This window comes from Marinomonas sp. GJ51-14 (assembly GCF_055808695.1).
Genome location: NZ_CM147879.1, coordinates 2,225,434 through 2,243,629, shown reverse-complemented (window position 1 = coordinate 2,243,629; position 18,196 = coordinate 2,225,434). Strand labels below are relative to the sequence as shown.

Here is an 18,196-nt window from a genome sequence, read left to right as displayed (position 1 = left end):
ACATGTAGTGTGTCATGACCGAAAAGCACACTACATAGAGTAAGTCACCTCTTTTTACACAGTAACTTATTCTCTTTTTCTATAATGCACTAATGGGAAGTTAAGGCATGAGCACTCTCACAGTTACTAAGCGTAACGGAAAGACCGAAAGTATCAATCTGGAAAAGATTCACAAAGTCATCACGTGGGCTGCGGAAGGTTTAGATAATGTCTCTGTTTCTCAAGTAGAGCTGAAAGCACAGATTCAATTCTTTGAAGGCATTCGTACCACTGACATCCACGAAACGTTAATCAAATCTGCTGCTGATTTGATTTCTGAAAACACACCAGATTATCAGTATCTAGCCGCTCGCTTAGCCATCTTCCATTTACGTAAAAAAGCCTTCGGTGATTTTGAACCACCACATCTTTACGACCATGTGAAAAATCTTGTTCAGCAAAATCGCTATGACGATCACCTGCTTGAAGATTACACACAAGAAGATTTCAATCAGCTCAATGATGTGATTGATCATTCTCGAGACATGAATTTCTCTTATGCAGCCGTTAAGCAATTAGAAGGCAAATATCTTGTTCAAAACCGTGTAACAGGTGAGATTTACGAGAGCCCTCAGTTTATTTACATCCTTGTTGCTGCTTGTCTATTTGCAAAATATGACAAGGCAGAACGTTTGAATTTGATTCGCCGTTTTTATGACGCTGTTTCTCAATTCAAGATTTCATTACCAACACCTATCATGTCAGGCATTCGTACTCCGACTCGCCAATTTAGTAGCTGTGTACTAATTGAATGTGGTGATTCTTTAGATTCTATTAACGCTACTTCCAGCGCTATCGTGAAATATGTCAGCCAACGTGCTGGTATTGGCGTGAACGCAGGCGCAATTCGTGCTCTTGGTAGTACAATTCGCGGTGGTGAGGCTTTCCATACGGGCTGTATCCCATTCTACAAACACTTCCAAACAGCGGTTAAAAGCTGTTCTCAAGGTGGTGTCCGTGGTGGTGCTGCGACTGTTTTCTATCCTATCTGGCATTTGGAAGTTGAAAGCTTATTAGTGCTTAAAAACAACCGCGGTGTTGAAGAAAACCGTGTTCGCCATCTAGATTATGGTGTGCAGTTTAACCGTTTGATGTATCAGCGTTTAATCAAAGGCGGCAATATCACACTATTCAGTCCATCTGACGTTCCTGGTTTATATGATGCGTTCTTTGCTGACCAAGAAGAATTTGATCGTCTATACACTATGTATGAACAAGATGAATCAATCCGTAAACAAACGGTAAAAGCCACCGAGTTATTTACCCTATTTGCTTCTGAGCGCGCAAGTACTGGTCGTATTTACCTTCAAAACGTCGATCACTGTAATACGCACAGTCCATTTGACCCTAAAGTAGCGCCAGTTAAACAAAGTAACTTATGTTTAGAAATTGCGCTTCCAACTAAGCCTTTGAATAGCATTAATGATCCTGAAGGTGAAATTGCCCTCTGTACCCTATCTGCTTTCAACTTAGGTGCTCTAGAAAACTTAGATGAATTAGAAGAATTGGCAGAATTAATCGTTCGCGCGCTAGACAGCCTATTGGATTACCAAAACTATCCAATACCAGCTGCTCAACGTGCTACCGAGTTACGCCGTACCTTGGGTGTTGGTGTTATTAATTACGCGTATTACCTAGCAAAAAATGGTGTTAAATATTCAGATGGCAGCGCTAATGAATTAACTCACAAAACATTCGAAGCCATCCAATACTTCTTACTAAAAGCTTCAAACAAATTATCGAAAGAATTTGGTCCTTGTTTGGCATTTAATGAGACAACTTACGCGAAAGGCGTTTTACCAATCGATAGTTACAAAAAAGAGATCGATAATATTTGCCCTTCGACTCTTTATTACGACTGGGAAAGTTTACGTTCTGAAATTGTTGAACATGGCTTACGTAACTCTACGCTGACGGCGCTTATGCCATCAGAGACGTCTTCTCAGATCAGTAACGCGACAAACGGTATCGAGCCACCTCGTGGCTTTGTTTCTGTTAAAGCCAGCAAAGACGGCATTCTAAAACAAGTTGTGCCCGAGTTTGAGCGTCTAAAAGATAACTATGAACTATTGTGGACGATTCCATCAAACGATGGTTATTTGCAACTGGTTGGCATAATGCAAAAATTTGTCGACCAAGCAATTTCTGCAAACACAAACTACGATCCACAGAAGTTTGAATCACAAAAAGTACCAATGAAAGTGATCTTAAAAGACCTACTAACAGCTTATAAACTGGGCGTTAAAACGCTTTATTACCATAATACTCGTGATGGTGCAGACGATAAGCAAGAAGATATGGATGATTGTGCAGGCGGAGCTTGTAAAATTTAATCCAAGCTAAAAACAAACAAGCCTCATATAATGAGGCTTGTTAAGTTTTTAAGACAATCACAAGCCACTTTTATTTCATTAATTACATAGTATTAATAACTAAGGCCGATTCAATTTAATGAGTCACCTTACGTATCAGAGGATATATCCAAGCAATGAGTTACTCGACTTTTAACCGTAAGCACTTCGATAGTATGAAAGAACCTATGTTCTTTGGTGAAAATGTCAACGTGGCTCGTTACGACCAACAAAAACACCCTATTTTCGAAAAGCTAATCGAAAAGCAATTGTCTTTCTTTTGGCGTCCAGAAGAAGTTGACCTTTCTACTGACCGTAAAGATTTTCAAAAATTGGAAGAGCATGAAAAGCACATTTTCTTAAGTAACCTAAAATACCAAACCTTACTAGACAGTGTACAAGGTCGATCTCCAAACGTGGCTTTACTGCCTATCGTATCTTTACCAGAACTAGAAACTTGGATAGAGACTTGGTCATTCAGTGAAACTATCCACAGTCGTTCTTACACGCATATCATTCGTAACATCGTTAATGACCCAACGCTCATTTTTGATGATATCGTAACAAACCAAGAAATTACCAAGCGTGCAGACAGTGTTTCAAAATACTATGACAACCTAATTGAAATGGTGAATCTATATAACACCATGGGTTTTGGTACCTTTAGTATCCCAGGTAAAGGGGATATTGAAATCACCATGCCTAAGCTAAAAAAAGCACTTTACCTAACCATTGCTTCTGTTAACGTTTTAGAAGCGGTTCGCTTTTATGTCAGTTTTGCTTGTAGTTTTGGTTTTGCTGAGCGTACTTTGATGGAAGGCAACGCTAAAATCATCAAGCTTATCGCCCGCGATGAGGCTCTACACTTAACTGGCACACAACACATGCTTAACCTAATGGCATCCGGTAAGGATGATCCAGAAATGGCCATCATTGCAGAAGAATGTAAAGATGAAATGCGCAATATCTTTATCGAAGCCGCTGAACAAGAAAAAGAATGGGCAACCTACTTATTCAAAGATGGCTCTATGATCGGCCTAAACGCACAAATCTTAGGTCAGTATGTGGAATATATTACCAACGTTCGTATGCAGGCTGTTGGCCTAGATACTCACTTCGAGACCAAGCACAACCCAATTCCTTGGATTAACGCCTGGCTAGTCAGTGACAACGTTCAAGTCGCACCACAAGAAGCTGAAATAAGCTCTTATTTGGTTGGGCAAACAGACAACAGTTTAGACGACTCAGACTTCGATGACTTCGATCTCTAAATCAGAGAAAAAAGAGCAAGTACATCGCGTACTAATCGGTAAGAAACAGATTCTAGTAACAGAAGAAGAGCCTTTATTGGTTCAACTTGAACGGGCTGGAATTCATGTGGAATATCAATGTCGCGAGGGTTACTGCTCTTCTTGCTCGATTAAACTCTTATGGGGTAACGTCAGTTACCCGTTTGAGCCTCTAGCTTGGGTACAAAGCGGTTATTTACTGGCGTGCTGTGCCATTGTGAAAAGCGATATAGAAATACAGTTTTTGTAGGGCTGAACAAGGGTTTTTTCCAATATTAAATAGGTGGAGTGATGAACGTTGCCAAATAATCAACAATTGATTACACGCTCTCCTGAGGAAGAAAAACGATCTACTGAAATTTTCGATTCTTACAGAGACGAATTATACAAAAGACAACTATCCAATACTGAAGCTTATGATAAGGCTATTTTATCTTTATCAAGTGCTGGTTTAGCTATGTCTTTAGCCTTTATTAGGTTCGTCATACCTTTAGAAGAAGCCAAGCACCTCTTAGTTTTGAAATTATCTTGGGGATTCTTTTTACTATCTATAGTTGTAATACTTATTTCCTTTTTAATTAGTAACAAAGGTATATCGATACAACTAAAACATGCCGAACAGTACTATATTGAAAATGAACAAGAAGCATTCAATAAATTTAATATTTATGAGTATATTAACTCACTACTGAACTACCTTTCTGGTGCACTATTTATAATAGCATTAGCTTTTATCGTTGGGTTTGTAATTTTTAATCTGGAGAAATAAATATGTCTAAAGATACAAGAGTTTTTGCTATTAATAGTGCTTGTATTCCAGCAATGCAAAGAGTGGCAACTACAGCCGACACTGAAAGTGCCAATATCCCACCAATGAGCCAAGCACCTGGAACAAGTACAACCTCCCAAGGCAGTACTTCAGACTCTAGCTCAAAAAAATAATTTTAAGCGATTATCTTTTAGGTTATATATCAGATTTTTCAAACATTAAAATAAACTAGCCTAACGTTCGATAACCGGCGTAAATACGTGTGACGGTTGTGACCCAACAGAGAGTTCCGAATACGTAAGCCAGTACGACGAAATGTGCTGGTACCAAACAGATCAACACAAGAAACGCGATGGTCTCTGCACCCTCTGCTAAGCCTCCAATAAAGTGTAACGACTTACCACCGTAGTCCAAGTTTTTAATATGACGCTTTTCCGCCATGATGGCAAAAGCTAAAAAACTGCTCCCCGTCCCCATGAAGGAGAAAATAACAAAGCTTGCTGCTAACGCATTGTCAGCAGGATTTGCCAATGCAAAGCCAAAAATAACCGCCGAGTAAAAGATAAAATCTAAGGTAATATCAAGATAGCCACCTAAATCCGTTGGTCCTTGCACTCTCGCCACAGCGCCGTCTAAACCATCCATCAATCTGTTGATAATAATAAAAATCACAGCCAACCCATAATATTCTTGGCTTAAAGAAGGCACAGCTAACATGCCCATGACGAAACCAAATACAGTAATATGATTCGCCTTAATTCCGGTCATATCTAGCTTTAGTGCCACATTTCGCAAAGGTGTCTTTAGTTGTTTAATAAAAAATGGATCTAACATAGATAGGAAAACTCTCACTGATCAAAAATGACGAAGTCGCTATAGACTTGCTACAATGACTCAAAACTTATCGATATAAGGCTAATATGATACACGTAAAGCAATATAGTTCCTCTGGCCCTAACCTTATTATTATTCACGGTTTATTCGGCAATGCAGATAATTGGCATTCTATCGCTCAAAATTTAGCCGAATACTTTTCCGTATACTGCGTTGACTTACCGAATCACGGAAAATCAGACAGCATGCCAGATGTGACTTATCCAAAAATGGCTCGAGCTGTACTCGACTGGGTAACCTCCAATAACATAGGCACTTTTAATTTATTGGGGCATTCCATGGGTGGTAAAGTAGCTATGCAAATGGCCTCTCTTGCACCAACTCAACTTGAAAAACTGATTGTTGTTGATATTGCACCAGTTGATTACCAACCAAGCCATACTCAAATACTAGAAGGTTTGAAAGCCATCACAAAGACAAGTATTTCATCAAGAAAAGACGCTGATGTTTTACTGTCAGCCTATGAGTCAAATGTATCCATTAGACAATTTTTATTAAAAAATCTTGTGAAAAACGAAAATGGTTACGGCCTAGCCTTATCAGTAGAAAATATAGCAAACAGTTACGACGTCATTTTGAAAAAACCATTAATAGAAGAGCCAGTTAATTTACCAGTGCTTTTCATTAAAGGAGAGAACTCAGACTATATTGTGGCGGACTACCAAAGAAACATACAAGCAGCCTTTCCACAAGCCAGCTTTAAGATCATTTCAGGTGCTGGTCATTGGTTGCACGCCGAAAAACCAATCCCTTTTACAAGTCTTGTGAAGCGTTTTTTAGAATAAAGATAAAATCTTTTCCTATTTGGAGTTTAACACTGTTTATCAGAACACAGATCATATTGATCTTTTAAATAGGAAGCTGACGGCAGGACAATACCATGGGATTTAATTAGATAAGGATTAAAACGTACACTTAAGCTATCCGGATAAGCAGCCTCTTTAAGGAGGCCACTCCTTTGCCACTCTTCAACATATTCAGCCAGTGTGCTTAATTTTTCTTCACTGGTTGAATAGATTGCCAACAAAGATCCAGCACGAACAAATGCCGCTGACGGCCCTATCATAACTTGCTGCTTATGGAAAAGTAAGCGAAGTACATCTTGAACCACGCCATGCCTGTACATTTCAGAATCAACCAATGAAAAAATTATTTCAGAATTTTCTAATGCAAAGTTTACAGATTTTAAAACGGATACACGATCTGTCTTAGTTTCTAGAAATTGCAGTTCAAAACCATATTGAGCCGCATCTTCCATCATGGCCACTTTATCCATTTGAAGATGATCACTATAAATTACGGAAAGCGGCTTAGTATCAAACCAAATATGTTTCAACAAATTCAAACGTTTATCTAGAGGCCCACCAGAGAAGATAGCAGTAGTTGGAACAACACATTGTGACTGAAGATGTAAATATTCTTCTTTGCCAATAAACATCCCAATAATTACGCCTCCTGAAGCTGACAAACACGCTTCACGAAAGCTATCTAGACCTATGGTGACCATAACATCATTTTTTGTCAGATATGAAAAAAGAGCTTCAAAAAAAGTATAACGGACAGGCAATATATCGGTATTAACTGGTAACTTTTTAGACAGTTGAAATGTAAAAGATCGTACCGAACTCTCTTCAGTATCATGTATGACATACACAGAAGCTGGTACACACACTGAAGCCAGCATCAAGAATATAGCGAGACAAATTCTTTTCACGTTTCTATACCATCCAAGTTAGAAAGTGATGTTAGTGAAGACATAAGTAAACATATCCTCACTAAAATTATTATTCGATGTGACAAGAGCGTTATCATCCAAACGCTTTTCAACCCCCACACCAATGGTTGCCTTCCTATAACCTCCTAAAGATAGCTGATAAGAAAGCCAAGTATTAAATAATTCGTAATCTTTTCCCGCTAACTCTTTTCCATACCAATAATAACTTTGAGATGACCATTGCTCTGTTAATGGAACACTGTAAAAAAATGACATCATAACCGGAACAGTAACTCTCAAAAGAGTCGAGTCTTCAGTTTGAGTGTCTTGATAAGCGTAGGTAAATCGAGTCATAGCCCCAGATCGAAAGCGCCAATCCAGTTCAACCTCAAGACCATTGATAGTTACATCTTCCGTGATGCCTTCCTCAATGGGCTTATCCCCTCCAAGTGAAGTGAAGTTTTTCTTGCTAATCACCATATCACTGACTTCATCATGGTAAAGCCTAACATCAAAGGACAAACCATTTTTTGGCCAGTAATGGTAATAACCTATCTCATAAGAGGTAACGGTTTCTTCTTCCTCCCCTTCATCAGCATAGGTTGAAGGAGAACTTTCACCGGAGGATAAAACATAATGCCAATTGAAGTATTTATCTGATATGTCAGGCGTACGGACAGCCTGTGAGGTATTGAAACGTATGGATTCTTGTTCAGATAACTTATAGGTCACGCCTAATTTTGGAGACAAGAACGTACCTGAGTTTTTACTGTGCTCTAGCATTACTCCCGTATTAATGACCCACTTATCGTCTATCCTGTACTCCATATTAGAAGACATTCGGGATATCTCATCATCACCAGCACCCGATAAGTAATGTTCCGACTCAGCCTCGTCATAGCGATAACCAATCGCGGAAATTAAACGCAGTTTTTCTGTGGCCTCCCATGTACTTTGCAGTTCAATATCCTGACGCTTTTCTAGCAAATCAATATCATAGGACCGATTAACACTCTTCGTGCTAGAACCACCAAAAACACCAGTATAAAAAGCAGAGCTTAGTATGACGTCATGCTGCTCATTGGATTCGAATTGGTCATAATAATATTGTAGTTTCAATTCATGGCTTGCAGAAATTTGTTTAGTATAACCAAATTTAATATGCTCTCGTTCCGTAGTTTTAACTGGCTTATTCGTATCATAGGTTCCAGCGTCTCCGTACGAATTTTCAGGTTCAATATTGGCTTCTAACCTACTTGCACCTATATCCAAGTCGAAAAAACTGGTCGCGGTTTCTTTTTGAAGAAACACATTCCCCATGGTTGCACCATGACCATCATGACGTTCGCTACCATCGGAAGATTCATCAAAACCACTGATAGAATTTGTAGATGCCGATGCACGATAGCTCCAATCATTATTGATACCGCTATGCTGGCCATATAGCCGATAATCTCCTCGACTACTTGAATAAGCAGTTATGCTATCCCCTAACGTTTCTAATGGAGATCGAGTAATAATATTTACTACAGCGAAAAAAGAGTTAATGCCATAACTAGAAGCATTAGGGCCTCGATTCACCTCAACCCGTGCAATATCTTCAATACTTAAAGGTAAACTTGTCCATTCAACACGAGCTAAACCAGCACTATAAACAGAGCGGCCATTAACCAAAACTTGGATTCGGCGATATTTATCTAGCTCCGTACCATGATAAGACGCTTCTTTTTGACTGGAAGAATAATAAGGAACAACAGAAAAACCGGGGACAAATTGCAGTAAGTCTTCTACGTATTGCATATTAATACGTCGAATAAAATCACCATCCAAGACAGACAAGGACGAAGACACATCCACTCTTGGTTGAGCTATTTTAGACGGGGTAACAACCACGGGTATGTCGTCAAAAACATCGCCGTACTCATTTAGCGTTGAAAACGAATCATCTGAAAAGCCATCATCCACAAGAGATAAATCAGATAATATAGCATCGGTGTCAGCTAAAACATTTAGACTAAAACACAACAAAGAAGCGGTACTCAACCAACGAATCATAACGGTTATTTCAGCCTATAATCATCCGCAAGGTAAGTCCCTAATATACGCACCTCTTCTGAAAAAAAACGTAACTCTTCAAGCGCAGCCTGCATAGCCGAGGATTGAAAGTGAGCTTCTACATCCACATAAAACTGTGTCGCCGTAAAGTTGCCATTAACCATGTAACTTTCCAGCTTAAGCATATTAATACCTTGGGTCGCAAAGCCTCCCATAGCCTTATATAGTGCAGCAGGAATATTGCGAACACGAAACATGAAAGACGTAATGTAGATTTGCTCCTCTTCAAACATAGGCATTTTTTGCTGCTTAGAAAAAACTAAGAATCGCGTGGTATTGCCTAGGGTATCGTTAAAAAAGGTTTTAAGAACGTTAAGACCATAAAGTTCAGCAGCAAGCTCAGAAGAAATAACAGCTAAACCAGGCTCTTCAAATTCAGCAATGTGTTTTGCAGCCCCAGCAGTATCATACATAGCTTGGCTTTTCGCACCCAATACTTTGATATTACCATCACATTGAGCCAGCGCCTGAGGGTGACTACCGATCCGAGTAATTTGATCTAGAGTCATAGTATGACGCGCAATAAGACAATGATTAACTGGCTCAAAATGCTCTTTAACCACATAAAGCTGAGTACGCTTTAACTCTCGATAAATCTCTTCCACTCGGCCCGCTGTAGAGTTTTCAACCGGAATCATAGCGTAATAAGCATCACCTCTTTCCACCATTTGCAAGGCATCGAAAAAGGTTGCGCAATTAACGCTAGTCCAATCAGGAAAGGTATGTTTACAGGCCAGGTGCGAATAAGCACTGGGCTCTCCTTGATAAGCAACGACCTGCGTCCCATCAAGTGTTAGATATTGCTCTGGCATATTAAAATCGGTTCTATGATATATTCCGTTTACAGTAACAAATAGACGTGATGATATACACCGAAATGCTTACTTGATAAGCAAAAAACAGCCAATTAGACACAGAACTCTTATGATGAAATCGTTATTTATATTAATTGTAAAAGGCTACCAGTTTCTTGTTAGCCCATTATTAGGTCAGAACTGTCGTTTTTATCCAAGCTGCTCGCACTATATGATTCAAGCTATTGAGCAAAAAGGTATAATTAAGGGTGTATATTTGGGCATGAAAAGGTTATTGAAATGCCACCCATGGCATGAAGGTGGTTTAGATCCCGTTCCACCATGTGATTGCAAAACAAAAAATGAAGAAAAATCCTAATTAGGTTGTCATATGTAACTTCAAATCACTGGCGACTAATACCGCCTGCGTTCTGTTATTAATACCTAACTTTCGAAATATTGCAGTGATATGCGCTTTTACCGTAGCTTCAGAAATAGAAAGCTCATAAGCAATTTGCTTATTCAATAGCCCTTCATGAAGATAACAAAGCACTTTATATTGCTGAGGGGTTAGCTCTGCCACCTTATTCTGCATAGATAAATCAGGTTTAGGTTGGTTAGCTACTTCTTTTTTAAGATCTTCCGGAAGCCAAATATCTCCTGCTAAGATCGAATGAATGGCCTGTACATACACAGTTGGTTCGCTGGTTTTAGGAATAAAACCCAATGCCCCTGCGTCAATAACTTTTGCAACCATAGCAATGTCTTCACTTCCAGAAATAACCGCAACGGGCACATCAGGGAAGTCTTTTCGGATTCTAATTAATCCGTATAACTCACCACTACCAGGCATATTTAAGTCCAGTAATAGCAAATCAAGATCATTTATATTCTGCAAACATTGTAAAGTCGAGTCCAAATCATGGGACTCGACGATAACAATATCTTTAATTTCTGCCTGTAATGCGCCGTTTAGCGCACTACGGAACAGAGGATGATCATCTGCGATAACAAGTGAAATCACTGTCTATCCTTTTAAATGTGTAAACCTTCACACATTTAAACGGTTTTCGATCAAATCATCAACCACACTTGGATCAGCTAAGGTACTTGTGTCACCTAATTGATCATGTTCGTTAGACGCAATCTTCCGCAATATACGACGCATGATCTTGCCTGAGCGTGTTTTTGGTAATCCTTTACTTGCCCACTGAATTAAATCAGGTGTAGCAATTGGACCAATTTCCTGACGAACAAACTGTTTCAATGACTTAGTAAGCTCTTCATCTGGCGTCACTCCCGCTATGGCACTGACATAAACATAAATGCCTTGCCCTTTAATATCGTGAGGATAACCAACAATCGCAGCTTCTGCGACAGAAGGGTGGGCTACTAATGCGCTTTCAATTTCTGCCGTACCAAGACGGTGACCCGAAACGTTTAGTACATCATCCATACGACCTGTAATCCAATAATGACCATCAGCATCTCTTGATGCGCCGTCACCCGTGAAATACATGCCATCGAAAGTACTAAAATAGGTTTGCTCAAAACGTTCATGATCACCATACACAGTACGAGCTTGACCAGGCCAAGAATCCGTAATGACCAATCCACCATCAACTTGTACACCCTGAGCATCAAGTAAAACACCTTGAGCATCCACCAGCGCAGGCTGCACACCAAATAGAGGGCCAGTACAAGAACCAGGTTTAATATCACCTTGAACAATACGTGGTGTCATCATCATGCCACCCGTTTCGGTTTGCCACCAAGTATCTACTACAGGGCAAGAGGATTTACCGATTTCACTGTAATACCAAGACCATGCTTCTGGGTTAATTGGCTCACCAACACTACCTAAAATACGCAATGAATCGCGATTACTAGAGCGAGTAGCTTCATCACCCTTAGACATCAAAGCGCGAATCGCTGTTGGCGCCGTATATAAAATTGTCACACCGAATTTATCAACAACACGACCTATTCGACCTGAATCCGGATACGTCGGTACACCTTCAAATAAAATGCTCGTCGCAGCATTAGCCAAAGGTCCGTACACCATGTAACTATGGCCAGTGATCCAGCCAACATCAGCTGCACACCAATATACATCGTCAGGTTTAAGATCAAATACTAGCTCATGCGTCACTGATGCATAAACCAAATAACCACCGGTAGTATGCACAACACCTTTTGGCTTACCTGTAGAGCCAGAGGTGTACAAAATAAACAATGGATCTTCTGCATTCATTGGCTCGGCAGGACAATCTGTACTTTCATTTTCAACAGCAGAAACCCAATCTAAATCACGGCCATCAAACCAAGGGGTGTCTTTCTGGGTATAACGATAAACCAATACAGTCTCAACAGATGGACAAGCATTGTTTTCTAAGGCTAGATCAACATTATGTTTAAGAGGAATTGTATTACCTGCACGGCGACCTTCATCGGCGGTAATAACCAACTTCACCTTGCAATCATTTAAACGGTCGGCAATAGCGTGAGCAGAGAAGCCACCAAATATAACGGAATGGATAGCACCGATTCGAGCACAAGCCAACATACTGTAAACGGCTTGAGGTATCATTGGCATGTAGATGGCAACACGATCACCTTTTTTAACGCCTTGACGTTTCAAAAGGTTCGCCAAACGGCCAACTTCATCATGTAGGTTTTGGTAAGTAATGGCAGTTTTCTCACTGCTTTCGGCGTCGCCTTCACAGTAATACGCCACTTTATTGGCATGATCCGCTAAATGTCGATCAATACAGTTATAAGCCACATTCAGCTCACCGTCTTCGAACCATTTAATATCAACATTGCCTCGTTGGAATGAGGTATTTTTTACCTTTGTATAAGGCTTAAACCAATCTAAACGCTTCCCTTCTTTACCCCAAAATTCATCTGGGCTCTCAATCGATTCCTGATAGCGTTTTTCAAATTCTGCTTGACTTACATTGGCGTTTTTTGCCGCCTCATTTGAGGTTGCGCTATATAATGACTTCATAACCCGCTCCATTGTTAAATTTGTTATTCGGATGCAATAACTACTATAACCCGCTAAGCAGACCAATCTATTCCACTTTAGTCTTATGAAAAAAAGCCGCTCATGACATTCGCCCTGCTTTTACAAAAAAGGGCAAACGTACTTCTTGTTTCTTTGTCGGTTCAGACCAAGCCGTCTGTAAAATAGGTAATGCTTTAGTTAAAAAGTCATCACCCTTCTCCTGTATTCGCAATTGAGAAGCAGACCAACTTCGAATAAAATCAAGTGTTTGAGTCACAGACCAATAACAGGACAGCTCAAACTCTGGTACTTTTATTGGTTCAAAAGGCAATTCAATATCTCGATACTGGTTACGAAGTAATAAGCTCTGAATAGGCCAATAAGTATCAAGCTCTGACAAGACATATTCCGTGATCACTTTATTCTCTGCTTCCCCAATTTCTAGCCAGTTATATCCCCAACAGACAAAAATACCGCCAGGTTTTAATACTCGACGAACTTCTTTCCAAAAAGCCTCTAAATCAAACCAATGAAGTGCATGGGCAACACAAACCATATCAAAATGATTATCGGGGTAATTGGTTTCTTCAGCAGGAAATACTTGATAGTGTACTTTGCGATGGGGCGTCGCCGCCGTTACTTGTGACGCACTAATGTCTGAAGCCTCTACACGATCAAAGTAAGTCGCAAGATCAACAGAAGCTTGCCCCGTTCCACAAGCACAATCCCAGACGGTGCTTGATGAAGGAACTTGTTGAGACAACCAGTAATAAAGCTCGGCTGGATACATAGGTCTCGTACGAGAATAAATTGTCGAAGAGTGCCCATCAAAAGTACGCATTAAAACCTCTGAATTAAGTGACATAAACACCTTAGTAGTACAAAAACTAGTAGCCCAATAACTAATAGTTTAATCATGATTAAGAGCCGTTTTATCTACACTACTTCAGTATTTAAAGTGCTTCAGACAATACGCCATATTGATGTAAAACATCACGCGCTTCATCGACACCTTTTACTCTATGGGCCTGCATACCTAAAGAAATAGCGGTATCAATATTTACCTGATTATCATCAATAAACAAGATACTTTCGGGTGATACCTGCAGTTGTTTGATAATATGCTGATAAATTCCTTTTTCTGGTTTTACCAACCCAACTAGATGCGATGCATAATAGCTGTGAAACTTACCAGCAAGCCCCATTTCGCCCATTAATCTGGGCCAATGGGCAGAATTGGTATTCGATAAGATAGCTCGGTGATATTCAGGCCTTACAGAATCAACCAATTCTAATGCACCGGCGAACAAACCTCTTGGCCATGCTTTAAAGGTTTCTTTAAATACCTCTTTATCAGTATCACTACCAACTTCTTTTAATAAGCCAACCGCAAAATCATCGAAAGAGATTTTACCGGAATCAAATGCAGCCACTGTAGGGGATTGTAACCACTTGAGCCAAACCTCAGACTCTTCCCCTTGAGTATTCAACATGGCATGCATTTCGGATACATCACCCAAATCAACTAAAACATTCCCTAAATCAAATAATACAACGCAAATAGGATGATTCTGTTCCATAATTCATTCACCTTAGCCATCGGCAATATTTCGCTCATATAAAAAGCCGTATTCCATAAAATAGCATGTTAATCGTCGTTTTTACTCACTTTTATCATAAGCTACTTTTTGCCTATACAAGCACAGTAACCATAAGCAATAAATGGCGCATATATGTAAAAAAAAGGAAAAAATGTATAGATCTAAATAAAATCCATATAAATCAATGGGATAATTAATTGGCATGATAATCGCTATAAGTTATTAGACCAACACCCTAATTAGGAGAAAAATAATATGAAATTGGGATTTTTAACTAAAACCATTCTATCCACAGCTACAGCCGCAGCTATCGCCCTATCTGCAACAAATGCATCGGCTGCTGATGACCGTAATTACATCTTAGCAACAGCATCAACCGGTGGTACTTACTACCCTGTTGGTGTTGCTATCGCGACATTGAGTAAAGTAAAACTTGCACCTAAGTTTGGCTTCTCAGTATCCGCCATCAGTTCTGCAGGATCTGGCGAAAACATTAAACTACTACGTGAAAACCAAGCACAATTTGCGATCCTGCAAGGCCTTTATGGAGCTTGGGCATGGAACGGCGAAGGTCCAGTTGCAAGCTCTGGTAAACAAACTGAATTACGCTCAATCTCCATGCTATGGCAAAACGTAGAGCACTTTGTATTAAAGTCTGATCTTGTTAAAACAGGTACTATTGCAGATTTGAAAAACCTAGAAGGTACTAACAACAAGTTCTCTATTGGGCCTAAAAACTCGGGAACAGAAGGTTCAGGCCGTCAACAGCTTAAAGGCTTAAACATCGACCCTGATAAATTTAGCCTAGCTTACATGGGTTATGGTGCCAGTGCTGACGCTATGCAAAATGGCAACATTGAAGGCATGAACACACCTGCTGGCGTACCTGTAAGTGCCGTTACTAGACTGTATGCTTCTATGGGCGACAAGGTGCAGGTTCTAGACTTCACTGACGAACAAATGAAAGCAGCAAACGGTAACTACCAGTTATGGACACGTTACACCATTCCTGCAAACACTTATCCAGGCCAAACAAAAGAAATCAATACCGTTGCTCAACCTAACTTCCTAGCATCTCGTGCTGATATGTCAGATGACGATGTTTATGAGTTAACTAAATCATTATATGAAAACCTAACTTACTTAAGTGCGATTCATAAAGCGACGTCTGTAATGTCTATTGAAAAAGCTATTGCAGGACTTCCAGTTCCTCTGCACCCAGGCGCAGAACGTTATTACCGCGAAAGAGGTATTAACATTCCGGCACACCTGATAGCAAAATAACACCTCTACTCCAACGATAGCGTCGTACTAATGTACGGCGCTTTGTTGCGCAATTCGTTTGTACATATAAAGGTAGCTTGTCTATGACTGCTTCATCACAACCAACCGACTCCCAACCAACAGATTTTCAAGAAATCAACCTTGAAGATTTCGAAACAAAACACCGTTCGGGAACATGGTTAAATCGTGTGGTATTTTCCTTATCGGTTTTCTTGGCTATTGCTCATATTTACATCAACACCATAGCAACCTTGCCAGAGCTGTGGGTTTCAGCATTTCATTTTGCAGGTTTTGGTGCTTTATGTGCACTCCTCGTTCCAGCCAACCCAAAATGGCGCGAAAGCAAAGTTGCGATGTTTTTTGACAGCGCACTTGTACTCAGCCTTATCAGCATGGTGCTTTACATTATCTTTTTTGAAGATGCACTTTATGCTAGAGGCGTGACATTTAATAATGCCGACTGGGTTGTCTCCAGTGTAGCCGTTTTATTGTCTTTAGAACTTATCCGTCGAACCAGTGGTTGGTTTATCCCATTATTAATCCTCATTGCACTGTCTTATGTTGTGGTATGGGGAAAATGGCTTGGTGGTATTTTTAACTTCCCAGGTTTAAGCCTTGAAACTTTACTCTACCGTAGCTTTTTCAGTACCGATGGTATGTTCGGCTCAATCTCTCGCATATCATGGAGCTTTGTCTTCATGTTTATTTTATTTGGTGCCTTTCTCGTTAAATCTGGCGCTGGTGATTTTATTATTAACCTATCTCGCTCTCTTGCTAGCAAGATGATTGGCGGGCCAGGTTTTGTTGCTGTATTAGGATCAGGCTTAATGGGTTCTGTATCAGGCTCTTCTGTTGCTAATACGGTTTCTACTGGCGTGATTACCATTCCATTGATGCGTAAAGCAGGCTTCCCTGCCCGTTTTTCAGCAGGCATTGAAGCCGCGGCATCTACCGGTGGTCAATTAATGCCTCCAGTGATGGGTGCTGGTGCTTTTATTATGGCGTCCTATACGCAAGTATCCTATGTGACAATCATTAGTGTCGCAGCCATTCCAGCACTTTTATACTTCCTTTCTGTAGGCTTTTTCGTTCGAGTTGAAGCAAAACGAAGCAAAGTTATTGCAACAGAAAGTGACGATGCCGTCGTAGTTTCAGATGTACTTAAAGAAGGTTGGCATCATGTTATCCCCTTAGGTATTTTGGTCACCCTATTAATTCAAGGTTTTACACCAACTTACGCTGCTGGACTGGGCATCATTTCTGTTGTAGCGGCTTCTTTTCTGTCTAAAAAACACAGAATGGGACCTGCCGCTATCGTTGATGCTATGGCTCAAGGCGCGAAAAATATGTCCACCACTGCGGTTTTATTGGTGGGTATTGGCTTAGTCGTCAATGTGATCAGTACAACAGGTGTTGGTAATACTTTCTCATTGCTTATCACTGATTGGGCTGGCGGAAGCTTATTCTTCACGATCGTATTAGTCGCTATTGCTTCTTTGGTTTTAGGAATGGGATTACCTGTAACGGCGTCCTACATTGTTCTTGGAACTTTATCTGCTCCAGCACTATTCAACTTAATTGCCGAAAGCCAATTATTAGAAATGATGGTATCTGGCAGCTTACCTGAAGCAGCTAGCGCTGTTTTCATGTTGGTTGATCCTTCTGCGCTTGCAACGCTGGCACAAGGCATGCCGATGGAACAGGCTGAGGCGTTATTAGCGCAGGTACCTAGCGACTTTAAAGGTATGTTGATGGATCAAGCATTAGGCGCACAAAGTGTTGCCATGATCTTGGTAACGGCTCACATGATCATATTCTGGTTATCACAAGACAGTAACGTAACACCACCTGTCTGTTTAACCGCCTTTGCTGCGGCCGCAATTGCAAAAACACCACCAATGTTAACGGGTATGACAGCATGGAAATTAGCGAAAGGTCTTTATATTGTCCCTCTGCTAATGGCTTACACCCCATTAATAGGTGGAGACCCTGAAACCTTATTACGTCTTACCTTCTTTGCTATCTTTGGTATGTATGCACTGGTTGCTGCTATGGAAGGGTATTTAGAAGATAAACTTTCTATTGCACCAAGAGCTCTTATGCTTGTTGCGTCGATTATGATGCTATGGCCAAATTTAGATCTTTGGATTCAATGCATCGGTTTAGTTCTTTTTATTGCTTTGTTCATCATAGGTAATAAAACTTATAAAAAGAGTATGTAAGACAAAACCTTTAGATTTTTAATTAAACAAAAAAGGCGTCTCTTTACTTAAGAGACGCCTTTTTATTATCAATATCAAACATCGCAAGAATACATCAAGATGAATCCATTCATC

At 40.1% G+C, this 18,196-nt stretch carries 17 protein-coding genes; 9 read left to right on the top strand and 8 right to left on the bottom strand.

The genetic code is table 11. From position 1 onward, the window contains the following. Positions 1 to 107 precede the first annotated feature (107 nt). From nrdA to AC0L3Y_RS10770, 5 genes are all read left to right on the top strand, one after another. Positions 108 to 2,372 carry a class 1a ribonucleoside-diphosphate reductase subunit alpha gene (nrdA, locus tag AC0L3Y_RS10790; RefSeq protein ID WP_473462391.1) on the top strand — a complete coding sequence of 755 codons (2,265 nt, stop codon included), beginning with the start codon at positions 108 to 110 and terminating at the stop codon, positions 2,370 to 2,372. Positions 2,373 to 2,527: 155 nt separating this feature from the next. After that, positions 2,528 to 3,661 carry a class Ia ribonucleoside-diphosphate reductase subunit beta gene (nrdB, locus tag AC0L3Y_RS10785; RefSeq protein ID WP_473462387.1) on the top strand — a complete coding sequence of 378 codons (1,134 nt, stop codon included), beginning with the start codon at positions 2,528 to 2,530 and terminating at the stop codon, positions 3,659 to 3,661. Next, the gene (gene yfaE, locus AC0L3Y_RS10780) at positions 3,645 to 3,929 is read left to right on the top strand and encodes a class I ribonucleotide reductase maintenance protein YfaE (protein WP_473462383.1); all 285 of its coding nucleotides are present in this window, start codon (positions 3,645 to 3,647) and stop codon (positions 3,927 to 3,929) included. Before nrdB ends, yfaE begins: the two co-directional genes overlap by 17 nt. Before the next feature lie 48 nt (positions 3,930 to 3,977). Continuing rightward, a complete protein-coding gene (locus tag AC0L3Y_RS10775) occupies positions 3,978 to 4,448 on the top strand; it encodes a hypothetical protein (RefSeq protein ID WP_473462380.1) in 471 nt (156 codons plus the stop codon). 2 nt (positions 4,449 to 4,450) lie between these two features. Then, on the top strand, positions 4,451 to 4,621 hold the full coding sequence (locus AC0L3Y_RS10770) for a hypothetical protein (RefSeq protein ID WP_473462377.1): 171 nt from the start codon (positions 4,451 to 4,453) through the stop codon (positions 4,619 to 4,621). Positions 4,622 to 4,676: 55 nt separating this feature from the next. On the opposite strand, the gene AC0L3Y_RS10765 is transcribed toward AC0L3Y_RS10770, so the two are convergent. Further along, entirely contained in the window at positions 4,677 to 5,282 is a 606-nt protein-coding gene (locus tag AC0L3Y_RS10765; RefSeq protein ID WP_473462374.1) for a CDP-alcohol phosphatidyltransferase family protein, read from the bottom strand. An 86-nt stretch (positions 5,283 to 5,368) separates the two neighbouring features. On the opposite strand from AC0L3Y_RS10765, the gene AC0L3Y_RS10760 reads away from it, so the two are divergent. Next, positions 5,369 to 6,127 carry an alpha/beta fold hydrolase gene (locus tag AC0L3Y_RS10760; protein ID WP_473462371.1) on the top strand — a complete coding sequence of 253 codons (759 nt, stop codon included), beginning with the start codon at positions 5,369 to 5,371 and terminating at the stop codon, positions 6,125 to 6,127. 26 nt (positions 6,128 to 6,153) lie between these two features. On the opposite strand, the gene AC0L3Y_RS10755 is transcribed toward AC0L3Y_RS10760, so the two are convergent. Genes AC0L3Y_RS10755 through AC0L3Y_RS10745 form a run of 3 tightly spaced genes read right to left on the bottom strand, consistent with a single transcriptional unit; the run spans position 6,154 to position 9,983 of the window. After that, a complete protein-coding gene (locus AC0L3Y_RS10755; RefSeq protein WP_473462366.1) occupies positions 6,154 to 7,056 on the bottom strand; it encodes a hypothetical protein in 903 nt (300 codons plus the stop codon). An 18-nt stretch (positions 7,057 to 7,074) separates the two neighbouring features. Further along, positions 7,075 to 9,111, bottom strand: a complete 2,037-nt coding sequence (locus AC0L3Y_RS10750) for a TonB-dependent receptor plug domain-containing protein (RefSeq protein WP_473462360.1) — start codon at positions 9,109 to 9,111, stop codon at positions 7,075 to 7,077. A 5-nt stretch (positions 9,112 to 9,116) separates the two neighbouring features. Further along, positions 9,117 to 9,983, bottom strand: coding sequence for a prephenate dehydratase (locus tag AC0L3Y_RS10745; RefSeq protein ID WP_473462357.1), 867 nt, complete (start codon positions 9,981 to 9,983; stop codon positions 9,117 to 9,119). 112 nt (positions 9,984 to 10,095) lie between these two features. Between AC0L3Y_RS10745 and yidD the strand changes: the two genes are divergently transcribed. Further along, entirely contained in the window at positions 10,096 to 10,344 is a 249-nt protein-coding gene (gene yidD / locus AC0L3Y_RS10740) for a membrane protein insertion efficiency factor YidD (protein WP_473462352.1), read from the top strand. Here the strand turns inward: yidD and AC0L3Y_RS10735 are convergent, their stop codons facing one another. From AC0L3Y_RS10735 to AC0L3Y_RS10720, 4 genes are all read right to left on the bottom strand, one after another. Beyond that, positions 10,345 to 10,989, bottom strand: coding sequence for a LuxR C-terminal-related transcriptional regulator (locus AC0L3Y_RS10735; protein ID WP_473462347.1), 645 nt, complete (start codon positions 10,987 to 10,989; stop codon positions 10,345 to 10,347). Positions 10,990 to 11,016: 27 nt separating this feature from the next. After that, positions 11,017 to 12,975: an acetate--CoA ligase gene (gene acs / locus AC0L3Y_RS10730; RefSeq protein WP_473462343.1), complete on the bottom strand. Its 1,959-nt coding sequence runs from the start codon at positions 12,973 to 12,975 to the stop codon at positions 11,017 to 11,019. Positions 12,976 to 13,075: 100 nt separating this feature from the next. Beyond that, positions 13,076 to 13,816, bottom strand: coding sequence for a class I SAM-dependent methyltransferase (locus tag AC0L3Y_RS10725; protein WP_473462340.1), 741 nt, complete (start codon positions 13,814 to 13,816; stop codon positions 13,076 to 13,078). A 112-nt stretch (positions 13,817 to 13,928) separates the two neighbouring features. Further along, complete coding sequence (locus AC0L3Y_RS10720; protein WP_473462336.1) at positions 13,929 to 14,555, bottom strand: HAD family hydrolase; 627 nt, start codon at positions 14,553 to 14,555, stop codon at positions 13,929 to 13,931. Positions 14,556 to 14,831: 276 nt separating this feature from the next. Here AC0L3Y_RS10720 and AC0L3Y_RS10715 point away from each other — a divergent pair, with 276 nt between their 5' ends. Then, a complete protein-coding gene (locus AC0L3Y_RS10715) occupies positions 14,832 to 15,860 on the top strand; it encodes a TAXI family TRAP transporter solute-binding subunit (RefSeq protein ID WP_473462332.1) in 1,029 nt (342 codons plus the stop codon). Positions 15,861 to 15,943: 83 nt separating this feature from the next. Next, positions 15,944 to 18,082, top strand: a complete 2,139-nt coding sequence (locus AC0L3Y_RS10710; RefSeq protein WP_473462328.1) for a TRAP transporter permease — start codon at positions 15,944 to 15,946, stop codon at positions 18,080 to 18,082. Positions 18,083 to 18,196 lie beyond the last annotated feature (114 nt).

What these genes read in the sequence shown, in the direction of transcription:
- AC0L3Y_RS10745 (WP_473462357.1), bottom strand. Translation starts at nt 9,983, where the DNA reads ATGCCAGAGCAATATCTAACACTTGATGGGACGCAGGTCGTTGCTTAT.
- AC0L3Y_RS10770 (WP_473462377.1), top strand. Translation starts at nt 4,451, where the DNA reads ATGTCTAAAGATACAAGAGTTTTTGCTATTAATAGTGCTTGTATTCCA.
- AC0L3Y_RS10710 (WP_473462328.1), top strand. Translation starts at nt 15,944, where the DNA reads ATGACTGCTTCATCACAACCAACCGACTCCCAACCAACAGATTTTCAA.
- AC0L3Y_RS10715 (WP_473462332.1), top strand. Translation starts at nt 14,832, where the DNA reads ATGAAATTGGGATTTTTAACTAAAACCATTCTATCCACAGCTACAGCC.
- AC0L3Y_RS10760 (WP_473462371.1), top strand. Translation starts at nt 5,369, where the DNA reads ATGATACACGTAAAGCAATATAGTTCCTCTGGCCCTAACCTTATTATT.
- AC0L3Y_RS10725 (WP_473462340.1), bottom strand. Translation starts at nt 13,816, where the DNA reads ATGCGTACTTTTGATGGGCACTCTTCGACAATTTATTCTCGTACGAGA.
- AC0L3Y_RS10765 (WP_473462374.1), bottom strand. Translation starts at nt 5,282, where the DNA reads ATGTTAGATCCATTTTTTATTAAACAACTAAAGACACCTTTGCGAAAT.
- AC0L3Y_RS10720 (WP_473462336.1), bottom strand. Translation starts at nt 14,555, where the DNA reads ATGGAACAGAATCATCCTATTTGCGTTGTATTATTTGATTTAGGGAAT.
- yidD (WP_473462352.1), top strand. Translation starts at nt 10,096, where the DNA reads ATGATGAAATCGTTATTTATATTAATTGTAAAAGGCTACCAGTTTCTT.
- yfaE (WP_473462383.1), top strand. Translation starts at nt 3,645, where the DNA reads ATGACTTCGATCTCTAAATCAGAGAAAAAAGAGCAAGTACATCGCGTA.
- AC0L3Y_RS10750 (WP_473462360.1), bottom strand. Translation starts at nt 9,111, where the DNA reads ATGATTCGTTGGTTGAGTACCGCTTCTTTGTTGTGTTTTAGTCTAAAT.
- nrdB (WP_473462387.1), top strand. Translation starts at nt 2,528, where the DNA reads ATGAGTTACTCGACTTTTAACCGTAAGCACTTCGATAGTATGAAAGAA.
- nrdA (WP_473462391.1), top strand. Translation starts at nt 108, where the DNA reads ATGAGCACTCTCACAGTTACTAAGCGTAACGGAAAGACCGAAAGTATC.
- acs (WP_473462343.1), bottom strand. Translation starts at nt 12,975, where the DNA reads ATGAAGTCATTATATAGCGCAACCTCAAATGAGGCGGCAAAAAACGCC.